Annotated in this window: 15 protein-coding genes and 1 tRNA gene; 11 read left to right on the top strand and 5 right to left on the bottom strand. The window is 32.3% G+C overall.

The genetic code is table 11. The features are described from left to right. From DIS18_RS11615 to DIS18_RS11580, 8 genes are all read left to right on the top strand, one after another. The coding region (locus DIS18_RS11615; protein WP_146191823.1) for a T9SS type B sorting domain-containing protein at positions 1-3310 on the top strand (3310 nt) is incomplete at its 5' end. 31 nt (positions 3311-3341) lie between these two features. Beyond that, positions 3342-4274: a PorP/SprF family type IX secretion system membrane protein gene (locus DIS18_RS11610; protein ID WP_109353220.1), complete on the top strand. Its 933-nt coding sequence runs from the start codon at positions 3342-3344 to the stop codon at positions 4272-4274. A 12-nt stretch (positions 4275-4286) separates the two neighbouring features. Further along, entirely contained in the window at positions 4287-6197 is a 1911-nt protein-coding gene (locus DIS18_RS11605) for an OmpA family protein (RefSeq protein ID WP_109353219.1), read from the top strand. 195 nt (positions 6198-6392) lie between these two features. Next, positions 6393-6920, top strand: coding sequence for an isopentenyl-diphosphate Delta-isomerase (idi, locus tag DIS18_RS11600; RefSeq protein ID WP_109353252.1), 528 nt, complete (start codon positions 6393-6395; stop codon positions 6918-6920). Beyond that, positions 6917-7327 carry a 6-pyruvoyl trahydropterin synthase family protein gene (locus tag DIS18_RS11595; protein WP_109353218.1) on the top strand — a complete coding sequence of 137 codons (411 nt, stop codon included), beginning with the start codon at positions 6917-6919 and terminating at the stop codon, positions 7325-7327. Before idi ends, DIS18_RS11595 begins: the two co-directional genes overlap by 4 nt. Position 7328: 1 nt before the next feature. Continuing rightward, positions 7329-8300: a type I phosphomannose isomerase catalytic subunit gene (locus tag DIS18_RS11590; protein WP_109353217.1), complete on the top strand. Its 972-nt coding sequence runs from the start codon at positions 7329-7331 to the stop codon at positions 8298-8300. Positions 8301-8327: 27 nt separating this feature from the next. After that, positions 8328-8597 carry a hypothetical protein gene (locus DIS18_RS11585; RefSeq protein ID WP_109353216.1) on the top strand — a complete coding sequence of 90 codons (270 nt, stop codon included), beginning with the start codon at positions 8328-8330 and terminating at the stop codon, positions 8595-8597. Between the two features lie 59 nt (positions 8598-8656). Then, a tRNA-Thr gene (locus DIS18_RS11580) sits at positions 8657-8730 on the top strand. 53 nt (positions 8731-8783) lie between these two features. On the opposite strand, the gene DIS18_RS11575 is transcribed toward DIS18_RS11580, so the two are convergent. Both DIS18_RS11575 and DIS18_RS11570 read right to left on the bottom strand, forming a co-directional pair. Next, entirely contained in the window at positions 8784-9488 is a 705-nt protein-coding gene (locus DIS18_RS11575; protein WP_109353215.1) for a DUF4369 domain-containing protein, read from the bottom strand. Positions 9489-10058: 570 nt separating this feature from the next. After that, on the bottom strand, positions 10059-10652 hold the full coding sequence (locus tag DIS18_RS11570) for an alpha-ketoglutarate-dependent dioxygenase AlkB family protein (protein ID WP_109353214.1): 594 nt from the start codon (positions 10650-10652) through the stop codon (positions 10059-10061). Positions 10653-10691: 39 nt separating this feature from the next. On the opposite strand from DIS18_RS11570, the gene DIS18_RS11565 reads away from it, so the two are divergent. Next, complete coding sequence (locus DIS18_RS11565; RefSeq protein ID WP_109353213.1) at positions 10692-11357, top strand: M15 family metallopeptidase; 666 nt, start codon at positions 10692-10694, stop codon at positions 11355-11357. A gap of 27 nt (positions 11358-11384) precedes the next feature. On the opposite strand, the gene DIS18_RS11560 is transcribed toward DIS18_RS11565, so the two are convergent. Both DIS18_RS11560 and DIS18_RS11555 read right to left on the bottom strand, forming a co-directional pair. Next, positions 11385-11954 (bottom strand): hypothetical protein, encoded by a 570-nt coding sequence (locus DIS18_RS11560; RefSeq protein ID WP_109353212.1) that lies wholly within the window; start codon positions 11952-11954, stop codon positions 11385-11387. A gap of 77 nt (positions 11955-12031) precedes the next feature. Continuing rightward, entirely contained in the window at positions 12032-12379 is a 348-nt protein-coding gene (locus DIS18_RS11555) for a DUF6249 domain-containing protein (protein ID WP_109353211.1), read from the bottom strand. A gap of 140 nt (positions 12380-12519) precedes the next feature. On the opposite strand from DIS18_RS11555, the gene DIS18_RS11550 reads away from it, so the two are divergent. Both DIS18_RS11550 and DIS18_RS11545 read left to right on the top strand, forming a co-directional pair. Then, complete coding sequence (locus tag DIS18_RS11550) at positions 12520-13107, top strand: RNA polymerase sigma factor (RefSeq protein WP_109353210.1); 588 nt, start codon at positions 12520-12522, stop codon at positions 13105-13107. Then, on the top strand, positions 13088-13501 hold the full coding sequence (locus DIS18_RS11545) for a hypothetical protein (RefSeq protein ID WP_109353209.1): 414 nt from the start codon (positions 13088-13090) through the stop codon (positions 13499-13501). The genes DIS18_RS11550 and DIS18_RS11545 overlap by 20 nt, the downstream gene beginning before the upstream one ends. A gap of 29 nt (positions 13502-13530) precedes the next feature. Here the strand turns inward: DIS18_RS11545 and DIS18_RS11540 are convergent, their stop codons facing one another. Next, positions 13531-14772: a DEAD/DEAH box helicase gene (locus tag DIS18_RS11540; RefSeq protein WP_109353208.1), complete on the bottom strand. Its 1242-nt coding sequence runs from the start codon at positions 14770-14772 to the stop codon at positions 13531-13533. Positions 14773-14775: the final 3 nt, after the last annotated feature.

Genomic DNA, 14775 nt, shown 5'->3' with positions numbered 1-14775 from the left:
CGGTGATGGACTTACAGATTGTGAGGAAACCACTGGAATCGATGATCCGAGTACACCAGACGATCCAACGACGTTCCCAGGCGGACCAACAAGTGATCCAAATGATCCATGTAGTCCAATCGGCATCGATACAACAGATTCAGATGGTGATGGATTAACAGATTGTGAGGAAACCACTGGAATCGATGATCCGAGTACACCAGACGATCCAACGACGTTCCCAGGCGGACCAACATCAGACCCAAACGATCCATGTAGTCCAATCGGCATCAATACAACGGATTCAGATGGCGATGGCTTAACAGACTGTGAGGAAACTACTGGAATCGACGATCCAAGTACACCAGATGATCCAACCACGTTCCCAGGCGGACCAACATCAGATCCAAACGATCCATGTAGTCCAATTGGTATCAATACAACGGATTCAGATGGTGATGGTTTAACAGACTGTGAGGAAACTACTGGAATCGATGATCCGAGTACACCAGACGATCCAACGACGTTCCCAGGCGGACCAACAAGTGATCCAAATGATCCATGTAGTCCAATCGGCATCAATACAACAGATTCAGATGGCGATGGTTTAACAGATTGTGAGGAAACCACTGGAATTGATGATCCGAGTACACCAGACGATCCAACGACGTTCCCAGGCGGACCAACAAGTGATCCAAATGATCCATGTAGTCCAATCGGAATCGATACAACAGATTCAGATGGCGATGGTTTAACAGATTGTGAGGAAACCACTGGAATTGATGATCCAAGTACACCAGATGATCCAACGACGTTCCCAGGCGGACCAACAAGTGATCCAAATGATCCATGTAGTCCAATTGGCATCAATACCACTGATTCAGATGGTGATGGCTTAACAGATTGTGAGGAAACCACTGGAATTGATGATCCGAGTACACCAGACGATCCAACGACGTTCCCAGGCGGACCAACAAGTGATCCAAATGATCCATGTAGTCCAATTATAGCTAACTGCTTTCCTGTTGCAAATAATGATGGAGGAACTACAGATCCAGGAGTTGATATTATAATTGATATTACAGGAAATGATACAGATCCAGATGGAACAATTGATGATTTAACTATTGACTTAGATCCAAATACTCCAGGACAGCAAAGTACATTTACTGTACCGGGAGAAGGTACGTTTACTGATAATGGAGATGGAACTGTTACATTTAGTCCAGCACCAGGTTATAATAATGGAATAACAACGATTACTTATACAGTAAATGATAATGATGGTAATACTTCTAATATAGCTACAATAACTGTAGTAGTTCCATTATGTACCTCAACAGTAGATACAGATGGTGATGGTTTAACAGATTGTGAAGAGTTAACCGGAATTGATGATCCAAGTACACCAGATGATCCAACAACGTTCCCAGGCGGACCAACAAGTGATCCAAATGATCCATGTAGTCCAATCGGCATCGATACAACAGATTCAGATGGTGATGGACTTACAGATTGTGAGGAAACTACTGGAATCGATGATCCGAGTACACCAGACGATCCAACGACGTTCCCAGGCGGACCAACAAGTGATCCAAATGATCCATGTAGTCCAATCGGCATCAATACAACAGATTCAGATGGCGATGGTTTAACAGACTGTGAGGAAACAACTGGAATCGATGATCCGAGTACACCAGATGATCCAACGACGTTCCCAGGCGGACCAACAAGTGATCCAAATGATCCATGTAGTCCAATCGGCATCGATACAACAGATTCAGATGGTGATGGCTTAACAGACTGTGAGGAAATTACTGGAATCGATGATCCGAGTACACCAGACGATCCAACGACGTTCCCAGGTGGACCAACAAGTGATCCAAATGATCCATGTAGTCCAATCGGCATCAATACAACAGATTCAGATGGTGATGGTTTAACAGACTGTGAGGAAACTACTGGAATCGACGATCCAAGTACACCAGATGATCCAACAACGTTCCCAGGCGGACCAACAAGTGATCCAAATGATCCATGTAGTCCAATCGGCATCAATACAACAGATTCAGACGGTGATGGACTTACAGATTGTGAGGAAACCACTGGAATCGATGATCCGAGTACACCAGACGATCCAACGACGTTCCCAGGCGGACCAACAAGTGATCCAAATGATCCATGTAGTCCAATCGGCATCGATACAACAGATTCAGATGGTGATGGATTAACAGATTGTGAGGAAACCACTGGAATCGATGATCCGAGTACACCAGACGATCCAACGACGTTCCCAGGCGGACCAACATCAGACCCAAACGATCCATGTAGTCCAATCGGCATCAATACAACGGATTCAGATGGCGATGGCTTAACAGACTGTGAGGAAACTACTGGAATCGACGATCCAAGTACACCAGATGATCCAACCACGTTCCCAGGCGGACCAACATCAGATCCAAACGATCCATGTAGTCCAATTGGTATCAATACAACGGATTCAGATGGTGATGGTTTAACAGACTGTGAGGAAACTACTGGAATCGATGATCCGAGTACACCAGATGATCCAACGACGTTCCCAGGCGGACCAACAAGTGATCCAAATGATCCATGTGATCCAATAACAACTGGTTGTCAAGCTATAATGGAAGTTACGAAAACAGCAGACGTACAGGGAACAGATTTAGGAGATAGGATTGTTTATACTATTGAAGTTGAAAATACAGGAGATATAGTTTTAACTAATGTAGCATTAGTTGATACCTTCCTAGATGCAAATGGTAATATTATTTCTCTGACTGAAGAACCTGATTTTATAGGATCTGATTTAGGAAGTCCAGAAGGAACACTTCTTGTTGGTGAAACTGCTGAGTATAGAGCTAGCTTTACTATTACGCAATCAGCAATTAATGCAGGAGGAGTAAGTAATAGTGTTGTAGCTACAGCGTTAACTAAATCGTCAGGAACTGTTAGTGATACTAGTGATGATGGTGAAGATTTAGATGGAAATACATCTGATGATCCAACAGTAACAGAACTAGGTTGTTTACTGATATTTAATGAATTTTCTCCTAATGGAGACGGGGTTAACGATACTTTGATTATCAATTGTATAGATAATTTCCCTGATAATAAGTTAGAAATATATAACCGTTGGGGTAACATAGTTTACGAAAAACGAGGTTATAATAATGATTGGGATGGTACATCTAATGGTAGAGCTACAGTAAATGTAGATGAACAATTACCAGCTGGAACATATTATTATATCCTAGACTTCGGTGATGGTACCAAACCTAAAGTAGGATGGTTATACATAAATAGATAATAAGTAAACAACTAAAAAAAGATTTAAAAAAATGATACAAAAATCATCATTAATAAAAGGTTTAATTTTAGTAGTGTTTACTGCACTATTAAGTATAGAAACTGAAGCACAACAAGATCCGCAATACACGCAATATATGTATAACACGATGAGTGTGAATGCGGGTTATGCAGGCCAACGAGATGTGTTAAGTGCTACAGCTTTATATAGAACACAATGGGTTGGTATAGATGGCGCACCAAAAACATTAACTTTTGGTATTCATTCACCATTGAGAAATGATAGAATAGGTTTGGGTTTAAACATTGTTAGCGATCAATTAGGACCTGCAGAAGAAACAAGTATTGATGCTAATGTATCTTATACGATACCGGTTGATGAAACTGGAGATTTAGAATTATCTTTTGGTCTTAAAGGAGGATTACATATTTTAGATACAGATTGGAGCAAAGGTCGTTTTCAAAACCCCGATGTTTTATTCAATGAAAATATCAATTTAATTTCTCCAACCTTAGGAGCTGGTTTATATCTGCATTCAGAAAAATGGTATTTAGGGTTATCTGTACCAAATATTTTGAATACTGAACATTATGATGATTTTCAAGAATCAATAGCAACTGAAAGATTACATTACTTTTTAATTGGAGGATATGTATTTGATTTAAGTGAACGTACTAAATTAAAACCAGCATTTTTAGTTAAAGGTGTATCAGGTGCACCATTAATTGCTGACCTTTCTGTTAATGCTTTGTTTAACGATAAATTTACTTTAGGATTAGCATACAGATGGGATGATTCTGTAAGTGGTTTAGCAGGGTTTCAAATTAATCCAGGATTATTTATTGGTTATGCTTATGATGCTACTACAACGGCTTTAAATAATTATAATAGTGGAACACACGAAATTATGCTGCGATTTGAATTACAACAAATAGGTAAAATTTTATCACCAAGATTCTTCTAAAAGATTATAGACATGAAAAAAACAATATATATATTATCTATATTAAGTGCTTTGGTTTTTAATACTACTAATGCGCAAAAAGCAAAAGCTTCAAGTGCAATAAAAAAGTATGATAATCTGTCCTATATAGAATCAAGAAATCAACTTTTAGAATTGGCAAATAAAGAAGATGCTTCTTCAGAAGTTATTGAGAAACTGGCTAATGCCTTCTATTTTAATAGCGAAATGGAAGACGCTTCAATATGGTATAAAAAACTGATGGATTTAAATCTTCCTACTGAGCCAGAGAATTTATTTAGATATGCCCAGTCTTTAAGAGCTCAGGAAAATTACGCAGAATCAGATAAAGTTTTAAATCTATTTGCGAATATTAGACCAGAAGATTCAAGAGTTAAAGAGTTTTTAAGTAAACCTAATTATGTTATGTCTATTAACGAAATGTCAAACGATTTTGAATTATTGAATTTAGACATTAACACAGCATTTTCAGATTTTGGAACGTCAACTTATAATGATCATTTGATTTTTGCTTCGTCTAGAGATCAAGATGAAGCTATTTATAAATGGAATGCCCAGCCTTTTTTAGATTTGTTTGAATTGAATGAAGATGGAAGTATTAAGGAAGTTAATGGGGATGTAAATACAAAATATCATGAATCTTCAACTACATTCACTAAAGATGGTAAGACAGCGTATTTTACAAGGAATAATTTTTTCAAAGGAAAGTTCAAAAAAAATAGTGAAAATATTCATGGATTAAAAATTTACAAAGCCACTTTAATTGATAGTGTTTGGACAAATATTGAGTCTTTGCCTTTTAATAATGATGAGTACAATGTAGCACATCCAGCGTTAAGTGCTGATGAGAAAAAATTATATTTTGCTTCAGACATGTTTGGTACCCAAGGCGCATCAGATATTTTTGTTGTAGATATTAATGAAGATGGGACTTATAGTGAACCTTTAAATTTAGGACCTAAAGTGAATACAGAAGGTAGAGAAAACTTTCCTTTCGTAAGCGATAAAGGAATTCTATATTTTTCATCTGATGGACATGTTGGCTTAGGTGGACTTGATGTTTTTAAAATTGAAGTCGATAAGCTTTCTGAGTCTACAACGATGGTGCATAACATTGGAAAACCTATTAATAGCCCTAAAGATGATTTTGGATACATCATTAATGAAACTTCAGGTAAAGGATATATCACTTCAAATAGAGAAGGTGGAAAAGGAGATGATGATATTTATAGTTTTGTTGTGCCACCATGTACTAAGGCTATATCTGGAACTATAATAAATAAAAGAACACAAGAGGTTTTGGCTAATGCTAATGTATTTATTTATGATTCTAGTAGAAATTTACTTGAATCATTAAAAAGTGATGATTCTGGAAAATTTGCTTTTAATCTGGGTTGTAAGGATAGAACCTATATAATTGAAGCTAAAAAAGAAAAGTATAAAGATGATTTTACTGATTTTTCTATAAAAGAAGATGAAAAACCAGATTTAAAATTAGAACTAAAACTTGAACCTGAAGCTGCTAAAATAGGAACAGATTTAGCTTTATTACTTAACTTAAACCCTATTTATTTTGATTACGACAAATCTTTTATTCGTCCAGATGCAGAAATTGAATTAGCAAAAGTGATAAACTATATGAAGGAATATCCTAATGTAAAAATTGATGTACGTTCGCACACAGATTCTAGAGGTAAAGATGCGTATAACTGGGCATTGTCAAATAGAAGAAATAAGTCTACAAGGGCGTATATTATAGAAAAAGGCGGTATAACTGAAGACAGATTAACAGGGCAAGGTTATGGAGAAACACGGTTAACAAATCGTTGTTCAAATGGAGTTAAATGTACCAAAGAAGAACATCAAGACAATAGGCGTAGTGAGTTTATTGTAGTTGCAAATTAATTTATATCTAACCATCAACTTAAAAGGCATCTAAATTTATTTAGGTGCTTTTTTATTTAAAATCAGTTTTAACAAGTTGTAATTTTGTTTGTATTTTTGTTCGACTATGAAATGAGCGATAGCTATTAGTTGATATTTATCAATATGTTTATTAGCGAATTACATCTGACCAAATTAAAAAAAAAGAACAAGCAGATGAAAGAAGAAAAAGTAATCCTTGTAAATGAAAAGGATGAACAAATTGGCTTAATGCCAAAAATGGAAGCTCATGAAAAAGCGATATTACATCGTGCATTTTCAGTGTTTATTTTTAATAATAAAAATGAGCTGATGTTACAACAAAGAGCATTAGATAAATACCATTCTCCAGGATTGTGGACAAATACATGTTGTAGTCATCAAAGAGATGGAGAAAGTAACATTGAAGCTGGTAAAAGGCGTTTGATGGAAGAAATGGGTTTTGTTGTTGATTTACAAGAATCTATATCATTTATCTATAAAGCTCCATTTGATAATGGTTTAACAGAGCATGAATATGATCATGTTTTATTAGGTAAATACGAGAATGAACCAGTTATTAATACTGATGAAGTAGCGAGTTGGAAATGGATGCCATTAGAAGATGTAAAAGTAGATATTTCTTTACGTCCAGAACTCTATACAGAGTGGTTTAAAGTTATTTTTGATAAATTCTACGAACACATAAACATAGAATCAAAATGAAAGTTACCGTAAGTAGAAAAGCACATTTTAATGCTGCACACAGGTTGTATAGAAAAGATTGGAGTTTTGAAAAGAATGACAAAATTTTTGGTAAATGTAATAACCCTAACTTCCATGGGCATAATTATGAATTGATTGTTAGTGTTACTGGCGGGATAGATAAAGAAACAGGTTATGTTATTGACATGAAGGTTCTTAAAGATATAATTAAGACTGAAGTTGAAGATGCTTTTGATCATAAAAATTTAAATCTTGAAGTTCCTGAGTTTACCAATTTAAATCCTACTGCTGAAAATATAGCTGTGGTTATTTATAATAAAATGAAGCCTAAGCTAAATTCTAATTTAGAGTTAGAAATAACATTATATGAAACACCTCGTAATTTTGTAACCTATTCAGGAAATTAATATGGACAAAATATTATACCCTATAAAATTTGCACCTATTTTAAAAGATAAAATTTGGGGAGGTCAAAAATTAAAAACAGTTCTCAATAAGCAATCTGATTTACATAATATAGGTGAAAGTTGGGAAATTAGTGATGTAGATGGAGATACTTCAATAGTTTCTAATGGGTATTATAAAGGAAAATCTTTGAAAGATTTATTGAAAATTTTAGGACCAGATTTAATTGGTCAACAGAATTATAGAATTTTTGAAGATAAATTTCCTTTGCTTATTAAGTTTATTGATGCTCGTGAAGATTTATCTATACAATTACACCCAAATGATAAGCTCGCAGCAGAGAGGCATAACTCCTTTGGGAAAACTGAGATGTGGTATGTTATGCAAGCAGATGAAGGATCAAACTTAATAGTTGATTTTAATCAAAAAGTGACTCCTGAAAAATATTTGAAGCATCTTGAAGATAAGACTTTAACCGATATTTTAAATTTTGAAAAGGTTAACACTGGTGATACTTATTTTATAGAAGTTGGTCGTGTACATGCTATTGGAGCAGGAGTAATGTTAGCTGAAATTCAGCAAACTAGTGATGTTACTTATCGTGTTTACGATTGGGATAGAGTTGATGATAATGGTAATGAAAGGGAATTACATAATGATTTAGCTATTGATGCTATTGATTTTGATATGCCAGATAATTTTAGAGTTTCCTATTCTAAAATTGAAAATGAATCAAACGAAATGGTGAGTTGCCCATATTTTACAACAAGTTATTTAGAAGTTACAAATACTTTAAAAAAGATAAATAAAAAGGATACATTTTTTATTTACATATGTGTTGAAGGAGAAGCTGTAATAAGTTATAATCATCATTCTGAAAGTATAAAAGTAGGTGAAACCATTTTGTTACCTGCTGATGCTACTCACTATGAAATAACATCTAAAAAGGCAAAATTATTAGAAGTTTATGTGTAATTTTGTAATCAAATTAAATAAGAAATTATGGCAAATGTTAGAGATTTAAAAAAGGATATAAATTACGTTTTAGGAGATATTATTGAGGCTGTTTACATCTGGGAATTTACAAATACAGATAAAGACACAAAAAAAAGCGAAGCTATTATTGATGAGGCAATTGAAACTTTTGATGAGTTAATTGCTAAAGTAAATGCTAAAAATATTGAAAACCCTAAAGCTCATTTTAAGTCCATAAATAATGAGTTAGAAACAAAAGGAAGAGCTTTAATAGAGAAAATTAACAAGCTTGGATAAAAAAATTAGTGGAGTGTTTGCAAATATTATTTTTGCAATTATATTTGCACCCGTTAAACGCCGATGTAGCTCAGCTGGCTAGAGCAGCTGATTTGTAATCAGCAGGTCGTGGGTTCGAGTCCCTCCATCGGCTCAAAAAAAAGCCTTTTCATATTGAAAAGGCTTTTTTTAGGCTTAAAAGTAAAATTAATTACTACTCTCAGTATTTTTTATTGATGTTATAAAAGCTTCTAATTCTTTTCCATATTTTGAATCTTTTACTTTTGTGGTTAGAGAGTTATTTATCGTGTCTAATAAATCAATTCTTGCATTGTAAACTTCTGTTAGAGCTAAGTAAGGAGCAACTTCACTATTCTTATTATTTAAAGCAAAATTTACAGTATATAAATATTTGCGTTTAAGACTACTTTCTGCCTCCTTTTGTAGAGTAGCTAATTTTTGAGTATCACCAATTTTTTGAGCTTCAAATTGCTCTTTAACTAAATCTAAGTTTCTATTGTTGATTTTTGAAATAATAGTTTTGTAGTCTTCTAGTATTTTTTGTTGCTCTGATCCTTTAATACTGGCCTCAAAAGCAAAGTTTTTTAGTGTCGTGTTAATTTCTGTAATACCTTTATCAGCAAAAAAGGAAATTCTATCTTTCTCTGCGCTATTTTTATCTAAATACAAATAAAATATTTCTGGAGAATCAATATGGCTATGCAATTCGATTTGAGAATCTCCATTAACAATTACAGAATCTATTGAGACTAATGTGGTGTCTTCAACTTTTTTAAGATAAAGTGTCCCTTTTTTTAATCCTTTTACGTGAACTTTTACAGTTAAGTCATGTTCTTTTTTACCACAGGCAATAAAAAACAAAGCTATTAGTAGAAATGCTATTTTATTCATAAATTTTAAAAACGTTTTAAGAAAAGCAAATATCAAATAATTATACGTGAATTACTAGTTAGAGATTATTAATTTATAATAGATTTTATTGTTAAATAAATCAAAAAAATATGTTTTGATTTAAAGTTTGGCACGAGTATTGGTATATAGTAATTGTAATTACATTCATAATAAAGTTTGTTGAGTGGTTACTTCAAACTTGAGAAGTGTAATTCATATTTTGGTTGGTTAGTTAGTAAAAAAGCATCCTATTTTAGGATGCTTTTTTTATGTTTTAGACTAAAATAATTTAATTCTCACTTATTAGTATTATGTATTTCATCGATAATATCGATTAATTCATCTTTAAATGTTAAAATTTAATGTATTTCATCGATTTTAAATGTATTTAATCGTTTTGTTATGTTTCTTAATTATATATTTGGAGAGTACTAAATAACACACTTTTTAGTTCAATGGATTAATTAATTAATATTTGCATTATGTTGTTAAAAAAGGAAACCCCAAATCTAGCATCATAATAAAAAAAGCAAATTGAAAGAAAACCGAGTTTGAGGGAACTCGGTTTTTTTATGTAATAATTCTAAATGTTAAATTAATTCGTTTTCCAATGTCTTTTTTTGTTTTCGGTATTTGATGTAACCAGTTATGTTGAGTTTCTCCTTGCATTATTAAAAGACTTCCGTGGTGTAGAATAAGTTTTGTTTTAAGAGCCTTATCAGTTTTATGTTTGAGATGAAAAATGCGTTCTGCTCCCAGAGATATTGATGCTATAATTGGGTTTATACCAAGTTCTTTTTCATCATCACTATGCCAACCATTACTATCGCTACCATTACGATATAGGTTAGCTAAACAACTTGAAAACTTTATTTTAAGCTCTGTTTCAATTTTATTTTTAATTTCTAATAAATTACTTTCAAATGGATTTGGGTACATTCTTATGTTACTATATTTATATGTGTTTTCATTATCAGCATAAAAAGCTGTTAAACGAGGTTGAAGATGAGTTTTTCCATATACAGTAATTTCATCTTGCCTCCAATTTATAGAGTCTAATAGGGTTTCAAAATACTTATTAGCTTCATTAATATTTAAAAAATTTGGATAGTAACTTATATCTGCACCTTTTAAATTTAAATTTAGCGAACTTTCAAAAAGCATATTCTTTTATTTTCTAAATTAGCATAATTCAAAATTATAATGGAGTATCGTCTAACTTTTTTCATTTTTTTCATTTGTACAAGTTTATATGCCCAATTGGAAAAAGGTTTTGTGTATGTTGAAGATGTAATTCCTGATTTAGATGTTGAATTACGTTATTATACTCCAAATAATTTTGTAGGTAAACCAATTGAAGGTTATCAATCCAATAAACTTATTTTAACCCTACAAGCTACTAATGCTCTAAAGAAGATTCATGAAGCACTGCAAGAACAGAATTTATGTTTAAAAGTTTATGACGGTTATAGACCCCAACGGGCGGTTAATCATTTTATAACTTGGGCAAAAGATTTAAATGATACGATTAACAAGCACAAGTTTTATCCTAATGTTAAAAAAAGAAATCTTTTTAAAGAAGAATATATAGCTTCAAGGTCTGGACATAGTAGAGGTAGCACTGTTGATTTAACTATTATTGATGGTAACACTGGAGTCCCATTGGATATGGGAAGTGCTTATGATTTTTTTGGGCAAGAATCTTGGGTTAATTATGAAAATATAACTGAGAAACAGAAATATAATAGACAATTACTTCAAACCTTTATGTTGAAATTTGGATTTAGAAATTACCCCAAAGAATGGTGGCATTTTACACTTCGTGGAGAGCCATTTCGAGATACTTACTTTGATTTTCCTGTGAAGTAAATGTGCTTAAAATGATTAAGATATTACCTAAAATAATCCTGATTTATCTAAAAAATAAATACTAGCCTGATCTAAACCAAATATTATAGCAATTATAGTTACTGTAATTATTATTATTTTAATGTTGTATAGTTTAGCTTCGTTTGGATTAACCGTAATAAAGGACTTATAGGCATTTATTAATCGTTCTTTATTAAGATAAAGCACTAAAATCAATAATGAAAAATATATAGTTGCGCTAGCTAATGCTCCATAATCTGGAAGAAAAATTATATCAAATATAATTATGTTTAACAGAATTGGTACTAAAATTATAATTCCTAAAAATTTCGTTTTATTAAATAGTAATAGAAATGCACCAATTATTTGAGACATGCCAATAAATGTTATATATGCTTGTGAGTATCCCATAAATGTCCAAGCTAAATCAAAAGCAGTTGCATTATCTAGGGTTTGCACCGCAACATCTTCAGTTAGTTTTCCACGACGATGAAATTGACCACCAACTATTTTTCCTAAACCGTAAGAACTAAGTATAAACCATACATAAATTCTTGCAGCAAGTTCAATACTATGTTTTAAGTTAATATTTTTCATATTACTGTTAATGATAAAAAAACTGCCTTCAAAATTGAAAGCAGTTTTATTTAGTTTAGTTAATAAGTAGTTTTAGCTTATTCTTTATCTAAGTTTTTAGTCATATTAAAACCTATAAATAGACCTATACCTGCCATTAAAAAGATAGTAGCTGGATAGACAGCATCTTCATCAAGAGTAGTGTATTGTTCTAATACTGAAGCTGTAAATACGCCTATACCAATACCCATTAATAATAAGGCAAGGTTTAAAATAAGTATTTTCCATATAGGTGCTGTATACCCTTTGCCTTTTACAAAAATACTAGCATCTGCTCCTTTTTCTATAAGTGCTAAACGCTCTTTATTTCTTGTAGAAAAATATAAATAAAATACTCCGAAGATTGCACCAAATATAATTGGTATAATGATTAATTCTGATCCCATAATTGTTCGTTTTTAATTGATTATTTTTAATGTGTTCATAGCCTATGACGATATGTTTTTATTTTAGGTTACACTTTTAATTGATTTTTTTTTAAGATGTTGTGTAACCTTATATAATATATTGTCGTCTTACTTTCAAAATGACCATCGATGACCAACATTATATTGACCTGATTATTAATGGAGATACCAATGCATTTGCTATTTTGGTTGACCGTTATAAAGATCTAGTATATACGTTAACGAGACGAATGTTGAAGAATAGGGAAGAAGCTGAAGAAGTTGCACAAGATACTTTCATAAAAGCTTATAAATCTTTAGGTAGATTTAAAGGCGATTCGAAATTCTCAACATGGATATATAGAATAGCATACAACACAAGTTTGGATCGGTTAAAAAAGAATCGAAAACATTTTAATGATGTAGCTATTGATGAATTTACAGAACATCAAGTAAAAACAATCGATAATGCTTTAAGTCAATTAGAAAATGAAGAGCGAAACCAAGCCATTCAAAAATGTATAACGCAACTACCAAGTGATGATGCATTTATATTAACTTTATATTATTTTGAAGACCAATCTTTAGATGAAATTTCAAAAGTTATTGGGTTAACACCAAATAATGTTAAAGTGAAGTTGTTTAGAAGTAGAAAGAAATTGGCAACAATTATGAAAGCTCAGTTAGAACCAGAAATTATTGAACATTATGGAGGAGAAACAAACTAAATATTTAGAACATTTATCAAAAAAAGTTTTAGGAAAAGAGACAATAGAGCGTCCTTCTTTTAACTTTACAGATACTGTAATGTCTCAAGTCAATGCTTTAGAAAAAAGCACAGTAACGGTTTATAAGCCACTTATTTCAAAGAAGTCTTGGGTTTTAATTGGTTTTGGAGTTTTAGGATTGGTATTGTATATATTCTTTTTTGGAAGTGATACAGAAACTACAAGTTGGATGCAATCTATAGATTTAAATGTACTTCAAAATATAAATATGGATATTATGCCTAGTTTATCATTATCCAAAACATTTACCTACGCTATTATGCTTTTAGGATTGATGATTTGTATTCAAATTCCATTACTTAAAAATCATTTTAATAAACGATTTGAAACTTAAGAAATAATATAATTTTCTGATAGCCTAAACTAGTACCAACGTTTCTTTTTCTTTTTTGAAGCCTGACTTTTTCGCCCTTTTCTATGTTTACTACCTGTTTTATTAGATTTATGAACAATAGGTTTAGCCTTTGGATCTAGAGGATAAGGATGGTCTTCTATAATATCTAGTTGAAGTTGAATAAGTTGTTGGATGGTTTTTATGTAATTTTTTTCGTCTGCAGAACAAAACGAATATGCCATTCCTTTGCTTCCTGCTCTAGCAGTTCTTCCTATACGGTGCACATAAGTTTCAGGTACGTTTGGTAAATCAAAATTTATAACAGCATCCAAATCTGTAATATCAATACCACGCGCAGCAACATCTGTGGCAATTAAAATATTAACATCGCCTTTTTTGAATTTTTTTAGAGCATCTTGTCTTGCAGTCTGACTTTTATCTCCATGAATGCTATCAACTTTATAGCCATTTTTTAATAGAGTTTTCTCTAATTTATCTACACCAAATTTAGTGCGTCTAAAAATGATGATATTTCCTTTAATAGTGTTTCTGAGCAAGTGGAGACACAATTCAATTTTATTACGTTTTGGAACATAATATAAAAGTTGAGCCACGTTTTTTGAAGTCGAAGAATTTTGAGCGACTTCAACACGTTCAGGAGTTTTTAAAATAGAATTACCTAGTTGTTCAACTTTATGAGGGATAGTTGCAGAAAATAAAAGAATCTGTTTTTCTCGGGTACATAAGCGTTCAATCTTTCTAACATCATCAATAAAACCCATGTCTAACATTAAATCTGCTTCATCTAAGACTAACGTTTCAACATAATCTAGATTGATAATGTCTTGTTTATGTAAATCCAATAAACGCCCAGGAGTGGCAATTAAAATATCTACGCCTTTTTTCAAAACATCTTTTTGAGGTTCAATAGAAGTACCTCCATAAACGACTGTTGATCTAAGGTTTGTGTAAGTGTTGTATGTTTTAAAATTATCTTCAATTTGTATGGCCAATTCTCGGGTTGGACTTACAATTAGTGCTTTTATGGTTTTACCTTTTTTAGGAGCATCTTGTTGGTCTAATAACGATTGCAAAATAGGTAGTGCAAAAGCAGCTGTTTTTCCTGTACCTGTTTGTGCTGAAACAATTACATCTTTTTTATTTAAAATAAGCGGAATGGTTTTTTCTTGAACTAGAGTAGGGTTGTCGTATCCTGCTTCTGCAACAGCACGTAAAATAGGTTTGCTTATTTTTAAATCTTTAAAAGACATCTG

This window comes from Algibacter marinivivus (genome assembly GCF_003143755.1).
Lineage (GTDB): Bacteria > Bacteroidota > Bacteroidia > Flavobacteriales > Flavobacteriaceae > Algibacter_B > Algibacter_B marinivivus.
This window is presented reverse-complemented; position numbering and strand designations above follow the sequence as displayed.

Bases quoted from the DNA above. Each gene is read 5' to 3' on its own strand.
- DIS18_RS11610 (WP_109353220.1), top strand. From the start codon at position 3,342: ATGATACAAAAATCATCATTAATAAAAGGTTTAATTTTAGTAGTGTTT.
- DIS18_RS11605 (WP_109353219.1), top strand. From the start codon at position 4,287: ATGAAAAAAACAATATATATATTATCTATATTAAGTGCTTTGGTTTTT.
- idi (WP_109353252.1), top strand. From the start codon at position 6,393: ATGAAAGAAGAAAAAGTAATCCTTGTAAATGAAAAGGATGAACAAATT.
- DIS18_RS11595 (WP_109353218.1), top strand. From the start codon at position 6,917: ATGAAAGTTACCGTAAGTAGAAAAGCACATTTTAATGCTGCACACAGG.
- DIS18_RS11590 (WP_109353217.1), top strand. From the start codon at position 7,329: ATGGACAAAATATTATACCCTATAAAATTTGCACCTATTTTAAAAGAT.
- DIS18_RS11585 (WP_109353216.1), top strand. From the start codon at position 8,328: ATGGCAAATGTTAGAGATTTAAAAAAGGATATAAATTACGTTTTAGGA.
- DIS18_RS11575 (WP_109353215.1), bottom strand. From the start codon at position 9,488: ATGAATAAAATAGCATTTCTACTAATAGCTTTGTTTTTTATTGCCTGT.
- DIS18_RS11570 (WP_109353214.1), bottom strand. From the start codon at position 10,652: ATGCTTTTTGAAAGTTCGCTAAATTTAAATTTAAAAGGTGCAGATATA.
- DIS18_RS11565 (WP_109353213.1), top strand. From the start codon at position 10,692: ATGGAGTATCGTCTAACTTTTTTCATTTTTTTCATTTGTACAAGTTTA.
- DIS18_RS11560 (WP_109353212.1), bottom strand. From the start codon at position 11,954: ATGAAAAATATTAACTTAAAACATAGTATTGAACTTGCTGCAAGAATT.
- DIS18_RS11555 (WP_109353211.1), bottom strand. From the start codon at position 12,379: ATGGGATCAGAATTAATCATTATACCAATTATATTTGGTGCAATCTTC.
- DIS18_RS11550 (WP_109353210.1), top strand. From the start codon at position 12,520: ATGACCATCGATGACCAACATTATATTGACCTGATTATTAATGGAGAT.
- DIS18_RS11545 (WP_109353209.1), top strand. From the start codon at position 13,088: ATGGAGGAGAAACAAACTAAATATTTAGAACATTTATCAAAAAAAGTT.
- DIS18_RS11540 (WP_109353208.1), bottom strand. From the start codon at position 14,772: ATGTCTTTTAAAGATTTAAAAATAAGCAAACCTATTTTACGTGCTGTT.